Origin of the sequence: Photobacterium kasasachensis, from assembly GCF_050336885.1 — a bacterium.
Taxonomy (GTDB): Bacteria; Pseudomonadota; Gammaproteobacteria; order Enterobacterales; family Vibrionaceae; genus Photobacterium; species Photobacterium kasasachensis.
Genome location: NZ_JAKJSH010000042.1, coordinates 1 through 14,722 on the forward strand (window position 1 = coordinate 1; position 14,722 = coordinate 14,722).

At 39.7% G+C, this 14,722-nt stretch carries 14 protein-coding genes; all 14 read right to left on the minus strand.

Going from position 1 to position 14,722, the window contains the following annotated elements; genetic code table 11:
* Positions 1-667: 667 nt before the first annotated feature.
* The gene (locus L4D19_RS29610; RefSeq protein ID WP_428455363.1) at positions 668-1,174 is read right to left on the minus strand and encodes a type VI secretion system amidase effector protein Tae4; all 507 of its coding nucleotides are present in this window, start codon (positions 1,172-1,174) and stop codon (positions 668-670) included.
* Between the two features lie 214 nt (positions 1,175-1,388).
* Entirely contained in the window at positions 1,389-1,814 is a 426-nt protein-coding gene (locus L4D19_RS29615) for a hypothetical protein (protein WP_428455364.1), read from the minus strand.
* 114 nt (positions 1,815-1,928) lie between these two features.
* Positions 1,929-2,348: a hypothetical protein gene (locus L4D19_RS29620; RefSeq protein ID WP_428455365.1), complete on the minus strand. Its 420-nt coding sequence runs from the start codon at positions 2,346-2,348 to the stop codon at positions 1,929-1,931.
* A 240-nt stretch (positions 2,349-2,588) separates the two neighbouring features.
* Positions 2,589-2,942 carry a hypothetical protein gene (locus L4D19_RS29625; RefSeq protein WP_428455366.1) on the minus strand — a complete coding sequence of 118 codons (354 nt, stop codon included), beginning with the start codon at positions 2,940-2,942 and terminating at the stop codon, positions 2,589-2,591.
* A gap of 227 nt (positions 2,943-3,169) precedes the next feature.
* Positions 3,170-4,222 carry a restriction endonuclease gene (locus L4D19_RS29630; RefSeq protein WP_428455367.1) on the minus strand — a complete coding sequence of 351 codons (1,053 nt, stop codon included), beginning with the start codon at positions 4,220-4,222 and terminating at the stop codon, positions 3,170-3,172.
* Positions 4,223-5,160: 938 nt separating this feature from the next.
* On the minus strand, positions 5,161-5,466 hold the full coding sequence (locus L4D19_RS29635) for a hypothetical protein (RefSeq protein WP_428455368.1): 306 nt from the start codon (positions 5,464-5,466) through the stop codon (positions 5,161-5,163).
* Between the two features lie 698 nt (positions 5,467-6,164).
* Positions 6,165-7,691 carry a P-loop NTPase fold protein gene (locus tag L4D19_RS29640; protein ID WP_428455369.1) on the minus strand — a complete coding sequence of 509 codons (1,527 nt, stop codon included), beginning with the start codon at positions 7,689-7,691 and terminating at the stop codon, positions 6,165-6,167.
* 136 nt (positions 7,692-7,827) lie between these two features.
* Positions 7,828-8,349: an SseB family protein gene (locus L4D19_RS29645; protein WP_428455370.1), complete on the minus strand. Its 522-nt coding sequence runs from the start codon at positions 8,347-8,349 to the stop codon at positions 7,828-7,830.
* A 254-nt stretch (positions 8,350-8,603) separates the two neighbouring features.
* Positions 8,604-9,182, minus strand: a complete 579-nt coding sequence (locus L4D19_RS29650; protein ID WP_428455371.1) for an NAD(P)H-dependent oxidoreductase — start codon at positions 9,180-9,182, stop codon at positions 8,604-8,606.
* Between the two features lie 127 nt (positions 9,183-9,309).
* Complete coding sequence (locus L4D19_RS29655) at positions 9,310-9,600, minus strand: T6SS amidase immunity protein Tai4 family protein (protein WP_428455372.1); 291 nt, start codon at positions 9,598-9,600, stop codon at positions 9,310-9,312.
* 59 nt (positions 9,601-9,659) lie between these two features.
* The gene (locus tag L4D19_RS29660; protein ID WP_428455373.1) at positions 9,660-10,139 is read right to left on the minus strand and encodes a type VI secretion system amidase effector protein Tae4; all 480 of its coding nucleotides are present in this window, start codon (positions 10,137-10,139) and stop codon (positions 9,660-9,662) included.
* A gap of 769 nt (positions 10,140-10,908) precedes the next feature.
* A complete protein-coding gene (locus L4D19_RS29665) occupies positions 10,909-11,439 on the minus strand; it encodes a hypothetical protein (RefSeq protein ID WP_428455374.1) in 531 nt (176 codons plus the stop codon).
* Between the two features lie 1,155 nt (positions 11,440-12,594).
* Positions 12,595-13,038: a hypothetical protein gene (locus L4D19_RS29670; protein ID WP_428455375.1), complete on the minus strand. Its 444-nt coding sequence runs from the start codon at positions 13,036-13,038 to the stop codon at positions 12,595-12,597.
* Positions 13,039-14,044: 1,006 nt separating this feature from the next.
* Entirely contained in the window at positions 14,045-14,458 is a 414-nt protein-coding gene (locus L4D19_RS29675) for a hypothetical protein (protein WP_428455376.1), read from the minus strand.
* Positions 14,459-14,722: the final 264 nt, after the last annotated feature.

The window sequence follows — 14,722 nt, forward strand, 5'->3', positions numbered from 1 at the left end:
CACACTTGGCCAAAAGCCTTTCCACGTATGATGAGTCTGCGACATACAGGCAACAAGCGCAGGCCCTGATAGTTCCGTTTACTTTCAACACTTTGAGCCAGACCAACTTGTATGACAACCTGATGCTGACATGATTGGCTGCTGCACCGAACTATTGGTTAAGACAAGCAACTGCCCTTTCAGAGCAAAGTAACGATGAAAACTCATTGCTGAATTGCCAGGGTAAAAGGCGACAAAGAAGACGACAACCTGCTGTTCTCTGAGCTTTCAGGCAGCCTTGCGCTGAACGACTAGCCAGAGAAATCGTGGAAATGTGCGATGAACATTCTACCATCGATGCACTTGGCTCTAAGGTGCATAACGCTTGCAATAAGGTGTGCCCCACTGAACCAGCAAAGCACACCGAACTCGATACCAAAACCGCCGAGTGTAACGCATCACCTTGATTGCTTTGTTAAATTTCTAGATCTTCTGTTCAACAGGTATACTGTTGTTATACATGCAGCAAACTCGACAAGAATAAAAATAGTAAACCAATATATTACATACTCATCTGGATTTAATGATATATTCAATAAATTAAGCATATCATCAATTAGAAATAGACAAAGAACCCAAACGAGCATTCCAGTAGCAATTAACAAGATTAAAGTTTTTAACCATTTCTTCATTTTACTGACCAGAACCATATTTCTTTTGATTTACCATAGTTACCACCAGTATTAAATACTGATGAAATCATAAACCATGTTCTCCAGTCGCTCAAACGAGAGCCATTCCATAGATCAATATGGTCTCCTGTTCTGTTTCGAAACAATTCATTTTCACGAGCCCAAAAATCCTTAAAAAAGATAATTCCGGTTTTACCTGATAGATCTTTCGCAAAGTTCTGAGGTTCAACTTTTTGAAGCTTACCAACTCCATTTAGCGGTTGCCTTGCTAACCCTCTTGCAAGCTCCTCTGCTGCTAGAACATGCCCATCGCTTATATCATGGAACCAGCAATGCCTAGCTTTTGATACAAGCTTTCTCGTATCAACCCCGGAAGCAGCGAGAGCAGCCCCCAGACGAATGGCACACTGATCCGAAAAATTAGGTTTACCATCAGTTGAGCAAGGCGTTTTATCACCGGTGGTCGTAGGATGCTCATTCCATAATTTATTGAACTGTATCATTTGGCTTTCCAATAACTCATTATCAAAATGTTCTATATTGGAGCCTATAATTATCGATACACAAAAATATCAATATAACGATGTGCGATGGGGTTCAAATGAAATTTAACGCCTGCAATAAGGTGCCCCACACTGAACCCACAAAGCACACTGAACTTCATACCAAAACCGCCGAGTGTAACGGGTCACCTTGATTGCTTTGTTATACACGTGTTCAAAAGTTACAACGACCTATTGGGTAAGGTAGTTTCATATTTTGAGGCTCGAAATCAAAAACCACATACTTGGATTCATTTAAAAAAGCCTCAAACATGATATGTTCTGAGCTTGCACCGATGTATCGCTCAGCAGCACTTGGTACCACTTTGTATATGTGCCCCGTAAACTGTAGTGTGCTACTTGGCTTTATTGGTTCATACGAACCACTTGCACTGAGGTAACCTACCACTCCGTGCTCTTTTAAATATTCTTCGTTTGAATTAKTTCCCCAYACAGGAGTAACTCTAATAATGTCACTTGAAAATAACTCACCTGCTTTAAATTGAACTGGTTCAAAGCAGTCCTCTTCAATTTGAATATCACCACAGCCAAACAGACAACCAAGACCGAGGAATATCAATAAGGTACGAATATTTCTCACGTTTCTTCCTATAGTGTATAACGCCTGCAATAAGGTGCCCCGCACTGAACTGACAAAGCACACCGAACTCCATACCAAAACCGCCGAGTGTAACGGGTCACCTTGATTGCCTTGTTAGGCATTTTCAAATTCAGGTGGTAGAGGAAACTTTTTCCACTTGTTCAATCGTACAGATTGAGCTGCTATATACCTGATATCATTGAGTCTCAATTCGCTTAATTGTGCATTCAAAATTTCGCCATCTTTGACGATAATTGCCCTTAGGTCTCGCTTTGTTAGATAGATAATTAACGGTTTATGATCAATCCAATGAATAACGATCCCAGTATCTACTCCATGATCGATAACTTTAAACCTAGAAACTTCATGTTCATTGCCACTGATACCCAATATTATTGAGGGTAACCCTTCAACTGAAATAACTTGTGATTTGACAGTTCTGTATAGGGACCACCTCGAATGTAATCGAAATAGTATATATACAACAGCGCTAAACCAAATTCCGCCACCGATAAAAACTATTAGATATTCCATAGACTCTCTTATTCTCGTTAAATGCCTAACGCCTGCAATAAGGTGCCCCACGAAAACTCACCAAGCACATCTAACTTCATACCAGAACCGCCGAGTGTAACGGGTCACCTTAATTGCTTTGTTATGGCGAACTTGAGGAGTCCAATACAAACATCAAATACGCTACTGCCGAACCGGATCATTTGCCTGCCATATGATTCATGGCACCTTACATCACTGTTCTAAGCAGGAAGTTGAAGGTTACTTATAGCAAGTTAATGTGTGTTTGATTTCTGAACTAGGGTCCTGTAGAACCTTACCTAATAAAGTGATTTGATTAGTTGTTGGGTCTATGTTTATTGATGAAAACCTAGTACTTATAGCCCCATTAATATTACGGAAGACAATTTCTCCATCATTAACTTCCCAAAGGTGCTCATTCTCATTCTTATAACTAAGCGTGCCATCTTCTCTTAAAGCTACAGATTGACTAATTACAGACCCATCGCTTCTACCCAACTCCCAGTTACATGTTGTTGCTATATCATGTAAAGTACCGGCACTAACTTGAGAAGTCATACACGAAATTAAAGTTGCCATTAAAATTCTTTTCACAGTGTTTATCCTCGATAAAATTAAGTACATATTCTATTTTTTGAAACTGCTTTACTTTCTATTTTTAATATTTCAATACCATTCACTAAAGTGATTACCGCATTGACTGTTGCCCCTACGCCATAACGCCTGCAATAAGGTGCCCCGCACCAAACTATCAAAGCGCACCGAACTTCATACCAAAACTGCCGAGTGTAACGGGTCACCTTGATTGCTTTGTTATGTGCTTATCGTGGCAACTCCATCATGAACTTGTCTACCTTTTCGAATAAAAACTCATTTGGATCTCCACCAGTAATCTTAATGTTTATTAGCTCAATCAACATTTTTTCATCTAGGTTCAATATTAACTTGCCGTGTTCGCGCATAGCACCTTGGCAAGCAATTATTGCATTCTCTGATGGACCCTTCCGAGAAATAAGAAAACAAACTTTACGCTTCGCCTTTTCATATAGATATTTTTCTGTAGAGTAAACTTGAGACTGCCCAATCTCATCTTTGTAGTTTTTAAATTCAAATAGAACATATCTAGAATCTAAGTTTAATGAGATAAACTTCCAAACAGTAGATTTATCTATCACTCGGCAAATCATATCGTAACGGTGTAAATCATCCGTTGTTCTTTTCTGTTGATGCCAACCAGTGAGATCGCCATCAAATAGGTATTGCAATATTTCACTAACTGTATCTTCAAACTTATAACAACCTTCTCTTCCATAGGGTATTGCTTGTAAATCACGGATGAAGTTTATTCCTGTTTTTTCGTTCTCTTTAGATGACGTAGTGTCTAATTGCAGCCCTATTCTTGAAGGATGGATTATATTTTGGGAACTTTTTTTGAAAYCCCGTTCAGATAGGTCGATCTCACGGAGCTTTGCTAGTCTATCTAATAGCTCTAAATCTATACTTGCTAGTGATAGCAAATTGTCTAGATTTAAGATTTGGATGTTATATTTATTTTCAATTTGTTCTCTTATTTCAGCCTTAGTATCAGCTAAAATCATGAGTACAGCTTTATTTATTCCCTCTCGCTTAGCGCTTTCAGCAAGTCTTTCTGATGCAATTCGAAGAGCTGAAGTTGGATAATTAGAGTTTCGTGTATATTTGATTTCAAAAGCAACACGTTCACCTGTTACTTTTTCCAATGCGACAACATCAAATCCATAATCAGGATACGCCAGAGTAGGATCAAGTTTCCAACCATTAGCCAACAAAATATCTCTACATATATTTTCGATATCAAACGCCAGTCTAGCGGTTTCACCACCCCTAAATTTCATATTAAACCTACTTTCTTTGAAAATACTAGAGTACAACTAGTTACAAGCCAATAATAGAAGCACATAACGCCTGCAATAAGGTGTGCCCCACTGAACTAGCAAAGCACACTGAACTTCATACCAAAACCGCCGAGTGTAACGCATCACCCTTAATTGCCTTGTTATGGCGCACTCAAGGGATCCAATACAAGCATCAGGCACGCTACCGCCGAACAGAATTATTCACCTGCCATATGATTCATGCATCATACATCACTTAATAAACGGGAAGTTGAGAGATCGCAATTTTGTTATTTATTTCAGGTGGCTATAACTGAAACCTAAGCCTTTTGATGGGGGTTTGAGCAAGATTTATTTGGAAGAAGAACGGACAGCTCTCTTCTATCAGTGTGAATCGGTGCTTAAGGAAGAAAAGTAGCGAGTACTAAACGACAATCGAGCGTGCTGCGGACTGGAGCCAACGATGCCTATTTTCATTGCAAACATCCAGCGCCATAACCGGATTGGAAAACTACTGCTTGCTAGCTGCTAAGCCTCGACCCAACGAAAATGAAGGGAATCAACACAACTACAGGAGCCAATTGGACAAATGAAAGAAGCCTCCTCAAAAACGCCAATCGGGCGGTTGCGTACAGAAACCACAATTGTCTATTTTCCTTGAGAGCTACCATCACCATAACAGAGCTGGAAAACTGAGATTCACTAGCAACTAAGCACGACCCGCCGGCAATAAGACGACAGCCACGTTGCCTGTACGCCCCTGCGCCATAACGCCTGCAATAAGGTGCCCTGCACTGAACTAACAAAGCACACCAAACTCCATACCAAAACCGCCGAGTGTAACGGGTCACCTTGATTGCTTTGTTATGGCAATTTCGTTAAATCAATTGTACTTACAATGCACTATTCCTTTCTGGTTCTATTTCAAATTTGGCTTTCTATATATCCTTACTTAAACGATCTATCAGTTCATTGCATAGAGTAGACAAAGCCAGTCTAAACTCCAGTTCATTGGACTCTGTCACAATAGTATCTAACGCTATCCAGCAAGAATTTTCCCATGCCTCAACAGAGCCAAACCTTTCTTCACCATCCCAAAGAATCATGTAGCGTTTCTCACGATTAGCGAAAATACAATAAGTGGAACCATAGCAATCTGTTTCAAAATCTGGTTTGACTTCTTGAAAACCGAACTCAGCAAGGACACGAGCTAGCTCTTTTTTGATCCTACAGTATTCATGCACACTCTCTTTCCTCCCAAATAATCACTACTAGCTCCATTAAACTAACCGACACTTAATGAGTTAGTTATTAGAGCATTGCCATAACGCCTGCAATAAGGTGCCCCACGATTAACTTACCTAGCACACCGAACTCTGAACCCAAAATGCCAAGTGTAACGGGTCACCTTGATTGCTTTGTTATGCAACTCCATCCATTAATTCGATCATACTTGGTTAAGAGCCTTTCCACACGTGATGAGTCTACGATTTCCTGACAACAAGCTCATACTCTTAAGAATTCGATAAGCTTTCAACACCTTGGGCCAGACCAACTTGCATGACCTCCTGATACGAACTGGAATGGCTGCTACACCGAACTATTGGTTAAGACAAGCAACTGCCCATTCAAAGCAAAGTAACGATGAAAACTCATTGCTGAATTGCCAGGGTAAAAGGCGACAAAGAAAACGACAACCTGCTGTTCTCTGAACTTTCAGGCAGCCTTTCGAAGAACGAATAGCCAGAGAAATCGTGGAAATGTACGATGAACATTCTACCATCGATGCACTTGGCTCTAAGGTGCATAACGCCTGCAATAAGGTGTGCCTCACTGAACCAGCAAAGCGCACCGAACTCCATACCAAAACCGCCGAGTGTAATGCATCACCTTGATTGCTTTGTTAGCAAACTTTTACCTTACCACTTGATACAAAAAATTGTTAATTCAGTATATTATTAATCCTAGTACCAAAAATATTAACCAAACGCATTTTTTGTATCGGCTCTACACTGAGCTCTATTAGTGCTTGCTTGAGATTTTCACCTTTATCTTCTCTAATAAATTTAAAAATGCCATCTTGAAGCTTACGGAACAAATTTACTGGGTCATGAGTAGAAATATAATTCAACCAGTCATCTTTACTGTAGACACTAAGATCATCTTCAAAATATTTTAGATTGGAGCTATTAGATTGGAGTAAATAAGCCGCGATAAAACCACTAGCTTCATCAGAAGCTATATCTATATTATCATCTTGGCTAGTCGTACCTTCTTGTTCTTGATATTCAAGAATTGCATTATAAGCATCGCCACTTTCAAGTACACTTAATAAATCACGAATAAACCGCTGGCTTTTCTTTTCTACATTAAACCAATATTCAATGCTTTCACTACTTATAGAACCACCAAGTTTATGAATAATGCTAACGACAAAGATAAGCTGGCTGTCATTTAATGACTGTCTTGTTATAAATGCATTAGACAATGCCAGCATTTCTTGTTTATTGTCACTAAATGTACTCTCAAACATTTCGATTATTGAATTAAAAGCTTCATTATTATCATTTTCTATTTGTCTATTTACGATATATCTATTTTGATTGTTAAACAGTTCATCCGTAATTACCTGAGAGTCTAAGTATGAATTAATAAGAGAGTTAAATAAAAAGTTACGGTCATATAGGCTAACATTATCGATTCTGCTCTCATCAAAGTCTTCGCTTGCATAATACTTTGCAGATAAGCATAGGCAACTAACCTTTAACCTCGTTAAGTTTTCGCTATCTAATCCCTCTGATTTACTGACAAACAAGTCCATTACAACACTCGATTTTATAATCACTCTGAGATTAACTACCTTTAATTGTCTAAAAATATATAACGCCAATTCAGAGTCTTGAGAAAATATGTTGCCTATAACATGGTCTAAAGTGTCTTTCAATCGTAGTTCTCTATCTGTTACCTTTTCTTTTAACTTCCATATTTCTTGATCTTTTAATTGTTTGTCATTCAAAGCAATAACTATTTTAAAGGGTGAAGAATTTTTTAGACGATCAACATATCCAAAAAACTCTTGTAAGCTTAATGTCATTCTTTCTATATCATCAAAGAATATTACAAATCTGGTAATTGAATTATCTATTGTAATATTATCTAAAGATGGCAGTTCTTTAGGAATGAACTTTGTTATAAAAGGAACCGAAGCTACTGCCTTACCTAGTTTACTAACTGCAGGAGAAATGAAATTATTAATCAAACTTTCAGAGACCGCCCTACTGAGCTCATCTGTACTATCAAGTCCAAAGAGAGATACTTTTATATACTTGTAATGTTCTTTATTTTCCTCTAGAGACCTATCAATATAATATGTTTTACCAATACCCCACTGACCTTTGACTAATAAAACATTTTCATTTTCATTCAAAAGGTAGCTACGAAATGATGTACCAAATTCTTCTATATTCAATTTATATTCCTCATTATAGGCTATCGTAGCTCTAGTTTGCTAACGCCTGCAATAAGGTGCCCCGCGCCAAACCAACAACGCACACCGAACTTCATACCAAAACCGCCGAGTGTAATGGGTCACCTTGATTGCTTTGTTAGCCCTGCTTTTGTCCGAAAACATCTGGATTCAATTGTTTTATTAATTCAAACTCTAATGGAACATTTTGTAAGCCAGGATTTATTGCGACACCATAAATGTTATCCATAAGTGTAATCTTCTTCCAAAGTTCTTTAGCAGGATAAACTAATGCCTCAGACTCTTCTTCAATAAAGTAATCTTTTGCTTGTAAATCGGTAAATATAGGTAGATACATATTTCCATCAGTCGACTTGATTGTCATATAGCTGACTTCTTGACCTGCATTAATCGTTACAATTCCGTCATCACTGCGCTTATTCTCTTTCAGCTGATTTGGAAATATTGCAACTACATATGTTGCTTTATTTATTTCCTCAATCATTCTAGTAACATTTTCAATGCTTCTGTTGGCCTCAACTTCATTGATTGAGGTTAACAACGCAAGGTTGGTGACTTCGCCAATATCTTCATCGCTTGCTATCAATGAAAACGATGTAAAGAACAGAAAACAAGAAGCAACAAACCACTTTTTTGTCATTATAGTAATCCTTTCCGATTATGGGCTAACGCCTGCGATAAGGTGCCCCACACTGAACCAACCAAGCGCACCGAACTCCATACCAAAACCGCCGAGTGTAACGGGTCACCTTGATTGCCTTGTTATGTGCAATCTATTTGTTGAGACTATACAAATTGGCGTTTACATGAAAAAGAAAAATTCTATCACGACTGTGGATATTCTTATTTTCCTCATTCCCTTGCCCACGATTAAACCTTTTTAGGTGAATAGTTTTAAATTGCCATCGCGCCTTGCTTATTTACCTTAGCAAGCCATTTTTGTCTTTGGCTTTCACTCGAATTTAACACAGCGCCAAACTCAGTGACCTTAACCGGATTAAACCCACAAAACTCTAAAACAGTCTTTTTCATCATTTTTGTTGCGGGAGCGCCATAAATCAACTTGTAGTACCAGATCGGTGTATCCATAGTAACAATAATTCTTGCGGTTCTACCTTTTAAAAGCCGCTGAGGTAATAAATCACCCTTTTCGTACTTAAAAGCAAACCCTGGTAAAAATATACGATCCAGCATACCTTTAAGCCCTGCGGGAACTGAACCCCACCAAACAGGATACACAATAACGACATGATCAGATTGTTGAATTTTTTCTTTTATATTTTGCAGAGAGTCTTCCAAGGATTGCTTGCTTTCGTAACCCGATTTAAGAACTGGATCAAACTTATAACCCGACAGATGAATGACATCCAGATGGCAGCCAGCATCCCTCGCACCCTGAGCATAACTTTCAGCCAAAGCTCGGCAAAGACTTTGCTCTTTTGGATTTCCATTCAAAACCAATATCCGTTTCATTTAATACTATTCCTTTAAGTTGAAAAGCACATAACGCCTGCAATAAGGTGCCCCACGCAAAACCAACAAAACGCGCCGAACTCCATACCAAAACCGCCGAGTGTAACGGGTCACCTTGATTGCTTTGTTATAACTCTGATGCTAAAGCTTGTTGATATAGTAATTCAACACCCTCTGATTCAGCGAAGTCTATGCAATACCCAAGCTCAATAGTGTTACCTTTTTTTGAACTATAACCACTTAAATCATTACTCTCTACAAGCTTTGAAACCTTGAAGAATACCTCAAGCGGTAAATCTGAGTAATCTCGGTAACCTTGCATTGCAGCTATAGCATCTTTAGATACTTCTGACCCCTTGTAAAATGTTGCAATACATGTGGATAAGGCGTAGTTCTTAAGCAACTGCTTATCACTCATGTCGCTCAATATGTGAGCGTTTACACTTAAACTGCAGCACAAAGCAACAAATATTGTGGTTAGTCTTTTAATTGCCATAAGTAAGCCTTGTTCGCTAATGGAAAATAACAACTATCTGTACACCTAGAACCAGTCCAAATAGTGGCATGACCTGAAGCATCCGACCATACATCGACATCTACTACTAATATACCTTTGTATTCCGACAGCTTATCAGTATGAGGGGAATCAATAACGACTTCAGGAGCACCAAAGCTATCATATAAAAACTTGACCAAATCCCTGACTCGATAAATATACCAATGACCCTGACCTCCTGAGATTGTCTTGCCTTTCATAAATGGCACTTTATACCCAGCGTAATTCAAAGCGTAGGACATGCGAATTGCACATGCATTCTCAAAACGTCCTTGCTCCGGAGTTAGTACGTTAATATTATGATTTACCTTACCACCAATTAAACTTCCGACTTCATTAACTTCCCTATTTACTTTTGAAAAAGCTTGTTTCATTTTTAGCAAACTTGGACGTACAGCCATCATAACCACCTATAAGATTTCCATAAAGGCATGAAAATCTCATACTTTTGACGATCAACAAACACCAGTTCTCAGGTTCTGGAACATCTTCAAATTTGGGTGTGAAAGGATGAAATTGATGGATAAAGTTATAACGCCTGCAATAAGGTGCCCACGGCCAACTTACCAAGCGCATCGAACTTCAAACCAAAACTGCCGAGTGTAATAGGTCACCTTGATTGCTTTGTTAGGCATTTCCACATGTGAAATTCCTACTTGGCCGCCGAACTCTCAGCGTACCACTGCGCCAACCATGGGATACAGCATCCACTGAATCTCAAGTAACATCAATACTATCAGCATCTTAAAATCAGCTACATTTGCATGACAGCCTTATGAGGAGGTAATTAAGGCTGCATCACCAGGCTAATGGGTTAAGTTAACGCCAAGCCTTTCACTGCAGAACAACAGAGAAACTAGGAACGTTTATTGCCATTGCCAGAGGCAGCAAAGAACGGAGCAACTTGCATTTCCACGCCCTTAAAGAACAGCCATGCAATGAACTAATGGCCTGAGAATTCCCGTTCTTGGGCGACGTGGTTACGACCAGATCCAAAAGCAGGCTTTTCCCATGCCTAACGCCTGCAATAAGGTGCCCCACGCTATACTAACAAAGCACTCCGAACTTCATACCAAAACCGCCGAGTGTAACGGGTCACCTTGATTGCCTTGTTAGGCAATCAATCGAATAAAGATGAGTGTCACACCTTACAGGTACGCTTATCCTACCTCACATCGATTGAAGAGCATCTAAATCGAGCTGTTTTTTGATAGCTTGAATAGTTTCTTCGTGATCAATACCTTTGAGTGTTAACGTGCTTTTAATCACCGGACTACTCCAAGCAAATTTGATTATTACTTTGTCTTCTATGAACTTAATTGATTGGATTGGTGCAAATTTATCCTTTATTAATTGGTCTTGTAAGTTCGTGCCAGCAACATACAATTGCATAACATTTTTATACATCCTAATTGGGCCTAACCTACTATAAGCAATGTAAAATATCGTGTTACGACTAAAAATAATCTCAGCTCTATGCCACGAAACTCTCGCTGCTCCAAATGTTCGTGAAGAGTGAGCTACTTTAACATCCAGATGCACATCTTCGTCACTCTGTGGAATTTTCTCCAATATGTATTCTTTCTTTTTGACCGCATTTCGACTAAATAAGTAATTCACCAAGAGTGAGGTAATAATTAGAAATATGACTATAGCAGGTGACTCTATAATCATATTGTACATTCTTTCAAAAACTTCCATTATTTTTCTCAAATTAGTGATGCTATAAATTTCTTGAAACGATTTATCAGAAATTAAATCTGCTAGGCTAATATTTCGGGTTGCCTAACGCCTGCAATAAGGTGTGCCCCACTAAACTAACAAAGCCCACCAAACCCAGTACCAAAACCGCCGAGTGTAACGCATCACCTTGATTGCTTTGTTATGCAACTCCATCCATTAATGCGATTATACTTGGCCGAATCCCTTTCAACGCGTGATGAGTCTGCGACATTCAGGCAACAAGCGCAGGCTCTGATAATTCTGATTTACTTTCAAGAATTTGAGCCAGACCAACTTGCATGACAACCTCTTGCGGACCGGATTGGCTGATACACCGAACTATTGGTTAAGACAAACAACAACCCTTTCAAAGCAATGTAACGATGGAAACTCACTGCTGAATTGCCCAGGCAAAAGGCGACAAAGAAAACGACAACCTGCTGTTCTCTGAACTTTCTGGCAGCCTTTCGCTGAACGAATAGCCAGAGAAATCGTGGAAATGTGCGATGAACATTCTACCATCGATGAACTTGGCTCTAAGGTGCATAACGCCTGCAATAAGGTGCCCCGTTCTGAACTAGCAAAGCGCATCGAACTTCATACCAAAACCGCCGAGTGTAACTGGTCACCTTGATTGCTTTGTTAGGCATTTCCACTTGCGGCATTCCTACTTGACCGGCCAACTCTCAGCACAGTCCGCTGCCAACCATGGGATACAGCAACCACAAATCTTAACGTAACATAAATACTTTCAACACCTTAAAGCCAGCTAAACTTGTATGACAACCTTATGAGGTGTTAATTGTGGCTGCATCACCAGGCTGACAGGTTGAGTTGCCGACAAGCCTTTCACTGCAGTGCAACGAGGAAACTAGGAACACTTATTGCCATCGTCTGAGGCAGCAAAGAACGGAGTAACTTGCATTTCCACGCCTTTAAAGAACAGCCATGTAATGAACGAATGGCCTAAGAATTCCCGTTCTTGGGTGACATGGTTACGACCAGATCAAAAAGCAGGCTTTTACCATGCCTAACGCCCGCAATAAGGTGCGCCCCACTGAACCAACAAAGCACACTGAACTCCGTAACAAAACCGCCGAATGTAAAGCGTCACACTTGATTGCCTTGTTAGGTTTACTGAAGTTTTGACGCCCAATTTTCATACGAGTCACAATCATAATCTAAAACATTGTTTGCTAACTCATAATGTTCAAACCCTATTTTCATCGCAAAAGATGCACACTCTTCATCAGGCAAAAACTCTGTAAGCAACCTGTAAAGATAAGCTAAAACCCCTTGTTCATGGCGTGCAACTAGACTCCAATTAGGATCATCATGAAAAAGCCATACATATTCGATTTCGCCGTTTCTAATCCAGCGAACAATTGGATCAGAGTTTCTATCAAAAAGTGGAGTAACTTCAGAAACATCATCGGGAACATTACAATATGAATCACATAAACCAATAACGCTCCATAGGTCTTCATGGAGCTCCTCTGGGTAGAATATTGCCCGAGCTAATTTAGTTGATACACCTTTTTCGACCAATGTCTCGTAACTTGAAGTTTTTATATGCACTAAACTTTCCTATGTAAACCTAACGCCTGCAATAAGGTGTGCCCCACTGAACCGGCAAAGCGCACCGAACTCCAAACCAAAACCGCCGAGTGTAACGCATCACCTTGATTGCTTTGTTAAGTGCCTTGGATTCAGATAGTTAGTGCGCGACTAACATGACAAACTTTCTATACCATATAAACAATCCACTGGATTTATGTTATATTAACGACAATAGTTTGCTCAGTTTTAGATCGCTCATGTGCGGAGTTTACTCTAGATTTATTGTTATAAACTGATTTCTATTGTGACTAGTAATCGAATCAACGAGACTTCTAGCTGAGTTAAACTATTAGCAAAACTTACATACCTCTATATACTTCCGGTAACTCTGGTTCATTGCGTTTATTTGTTACTAGTCAGATTCAGCACTTAACGCCTAGGATAAGGTGCGCCACGGTGAACTCACCAAATCCACTGAACTCCATACCAAAAATGCCGAGTGTAACGCGTCACCTTGATACTTTTGTTATGCAACTCCATCCATTAGCGCGATCCCTATTTGGTCGCAAGTCTATCGACGCATAGTGTCTTTTCGGTGAAGCTGCCACAAATCCTGATTTGAAGATTTTTTCTGTCTCCCAGCGCCTTTGAGTCAGCTGAACTTTCCCCATTCCGGATGCCAAACCAGATTGGCTGCCCTGCGATGAAGCTGAAAGCCAAAGGGATCGCTGTTTCCTGAAACCTCGGAACAAAAAGGGTTAAACGAAAGCCTGACGGTTCGTACTCAAAGGCAACAAAGAGACTGACAATTTGCTGAACCTCGATACCAAATGGCAGCCTTTTGATAAACGAATGGCCGGAGAGATATTGGTATTGAGCGATGAAGTTTCAACCAAAACAATACTTTGCTCTAGGTGCATAACGCCTGCAATAAGGTGCCCCACACTAAACCAACAAAGCGCACCGAACTCCGAACCAAGAATGCCGAGTGTAATGGGTCACCTTGATTGCCTTGTTAGCTGTATCACGCAAGCATGAAGTTGAATACTGGCATCACAACAAACATCATAACCAACATTGCAAACCAAACATAAATCATTAGCGAAAAGCAAACAGAGGCTAAACTCCTAACGATATTTTCAGCGTTCATAAAATGGCCACTCTGACGTGCATACGCTATCTCTGCCCTAGGAATAGGATTGGCTGTTTTTCTAAACTTTAGCTTAATAGCAATAAGCCCTATTGATAGAGTCGGTATCATTGACAATAAAATCATAATAATACCTGCCCACAAAGGACTGAATACTCCTGAGACTTCAATTAATACTGAGAAGGTGAAAATCAATAAAATTGACAAGAACACACCTTTAACTGACGAAAGTATTGACTCTTTCGTTCTCTTATATACCCAAAATAAGGGTTTGTCTAAATTTCTCATTTTTCCTCTAAAGCAGCTAACGCCTGCAATAAGGTGCCCCACACTGAACTAGCAACGCACACCGGACTCCATACCAAAAATGCCGAGTGTAACGGGTCACCTTGATTGCCTTGTTATGCAATGGTTGCTTGTGCTAACCATTTACTAATTGATTCAGATACCTTCTTCACGTCACTACCGTCATGGTGAAAGATCCAAACGGAAAATTGGTCTTCGGGATCAAGATATAGAAGATCACCATTTTCCTCGGCGATTACAAAACCA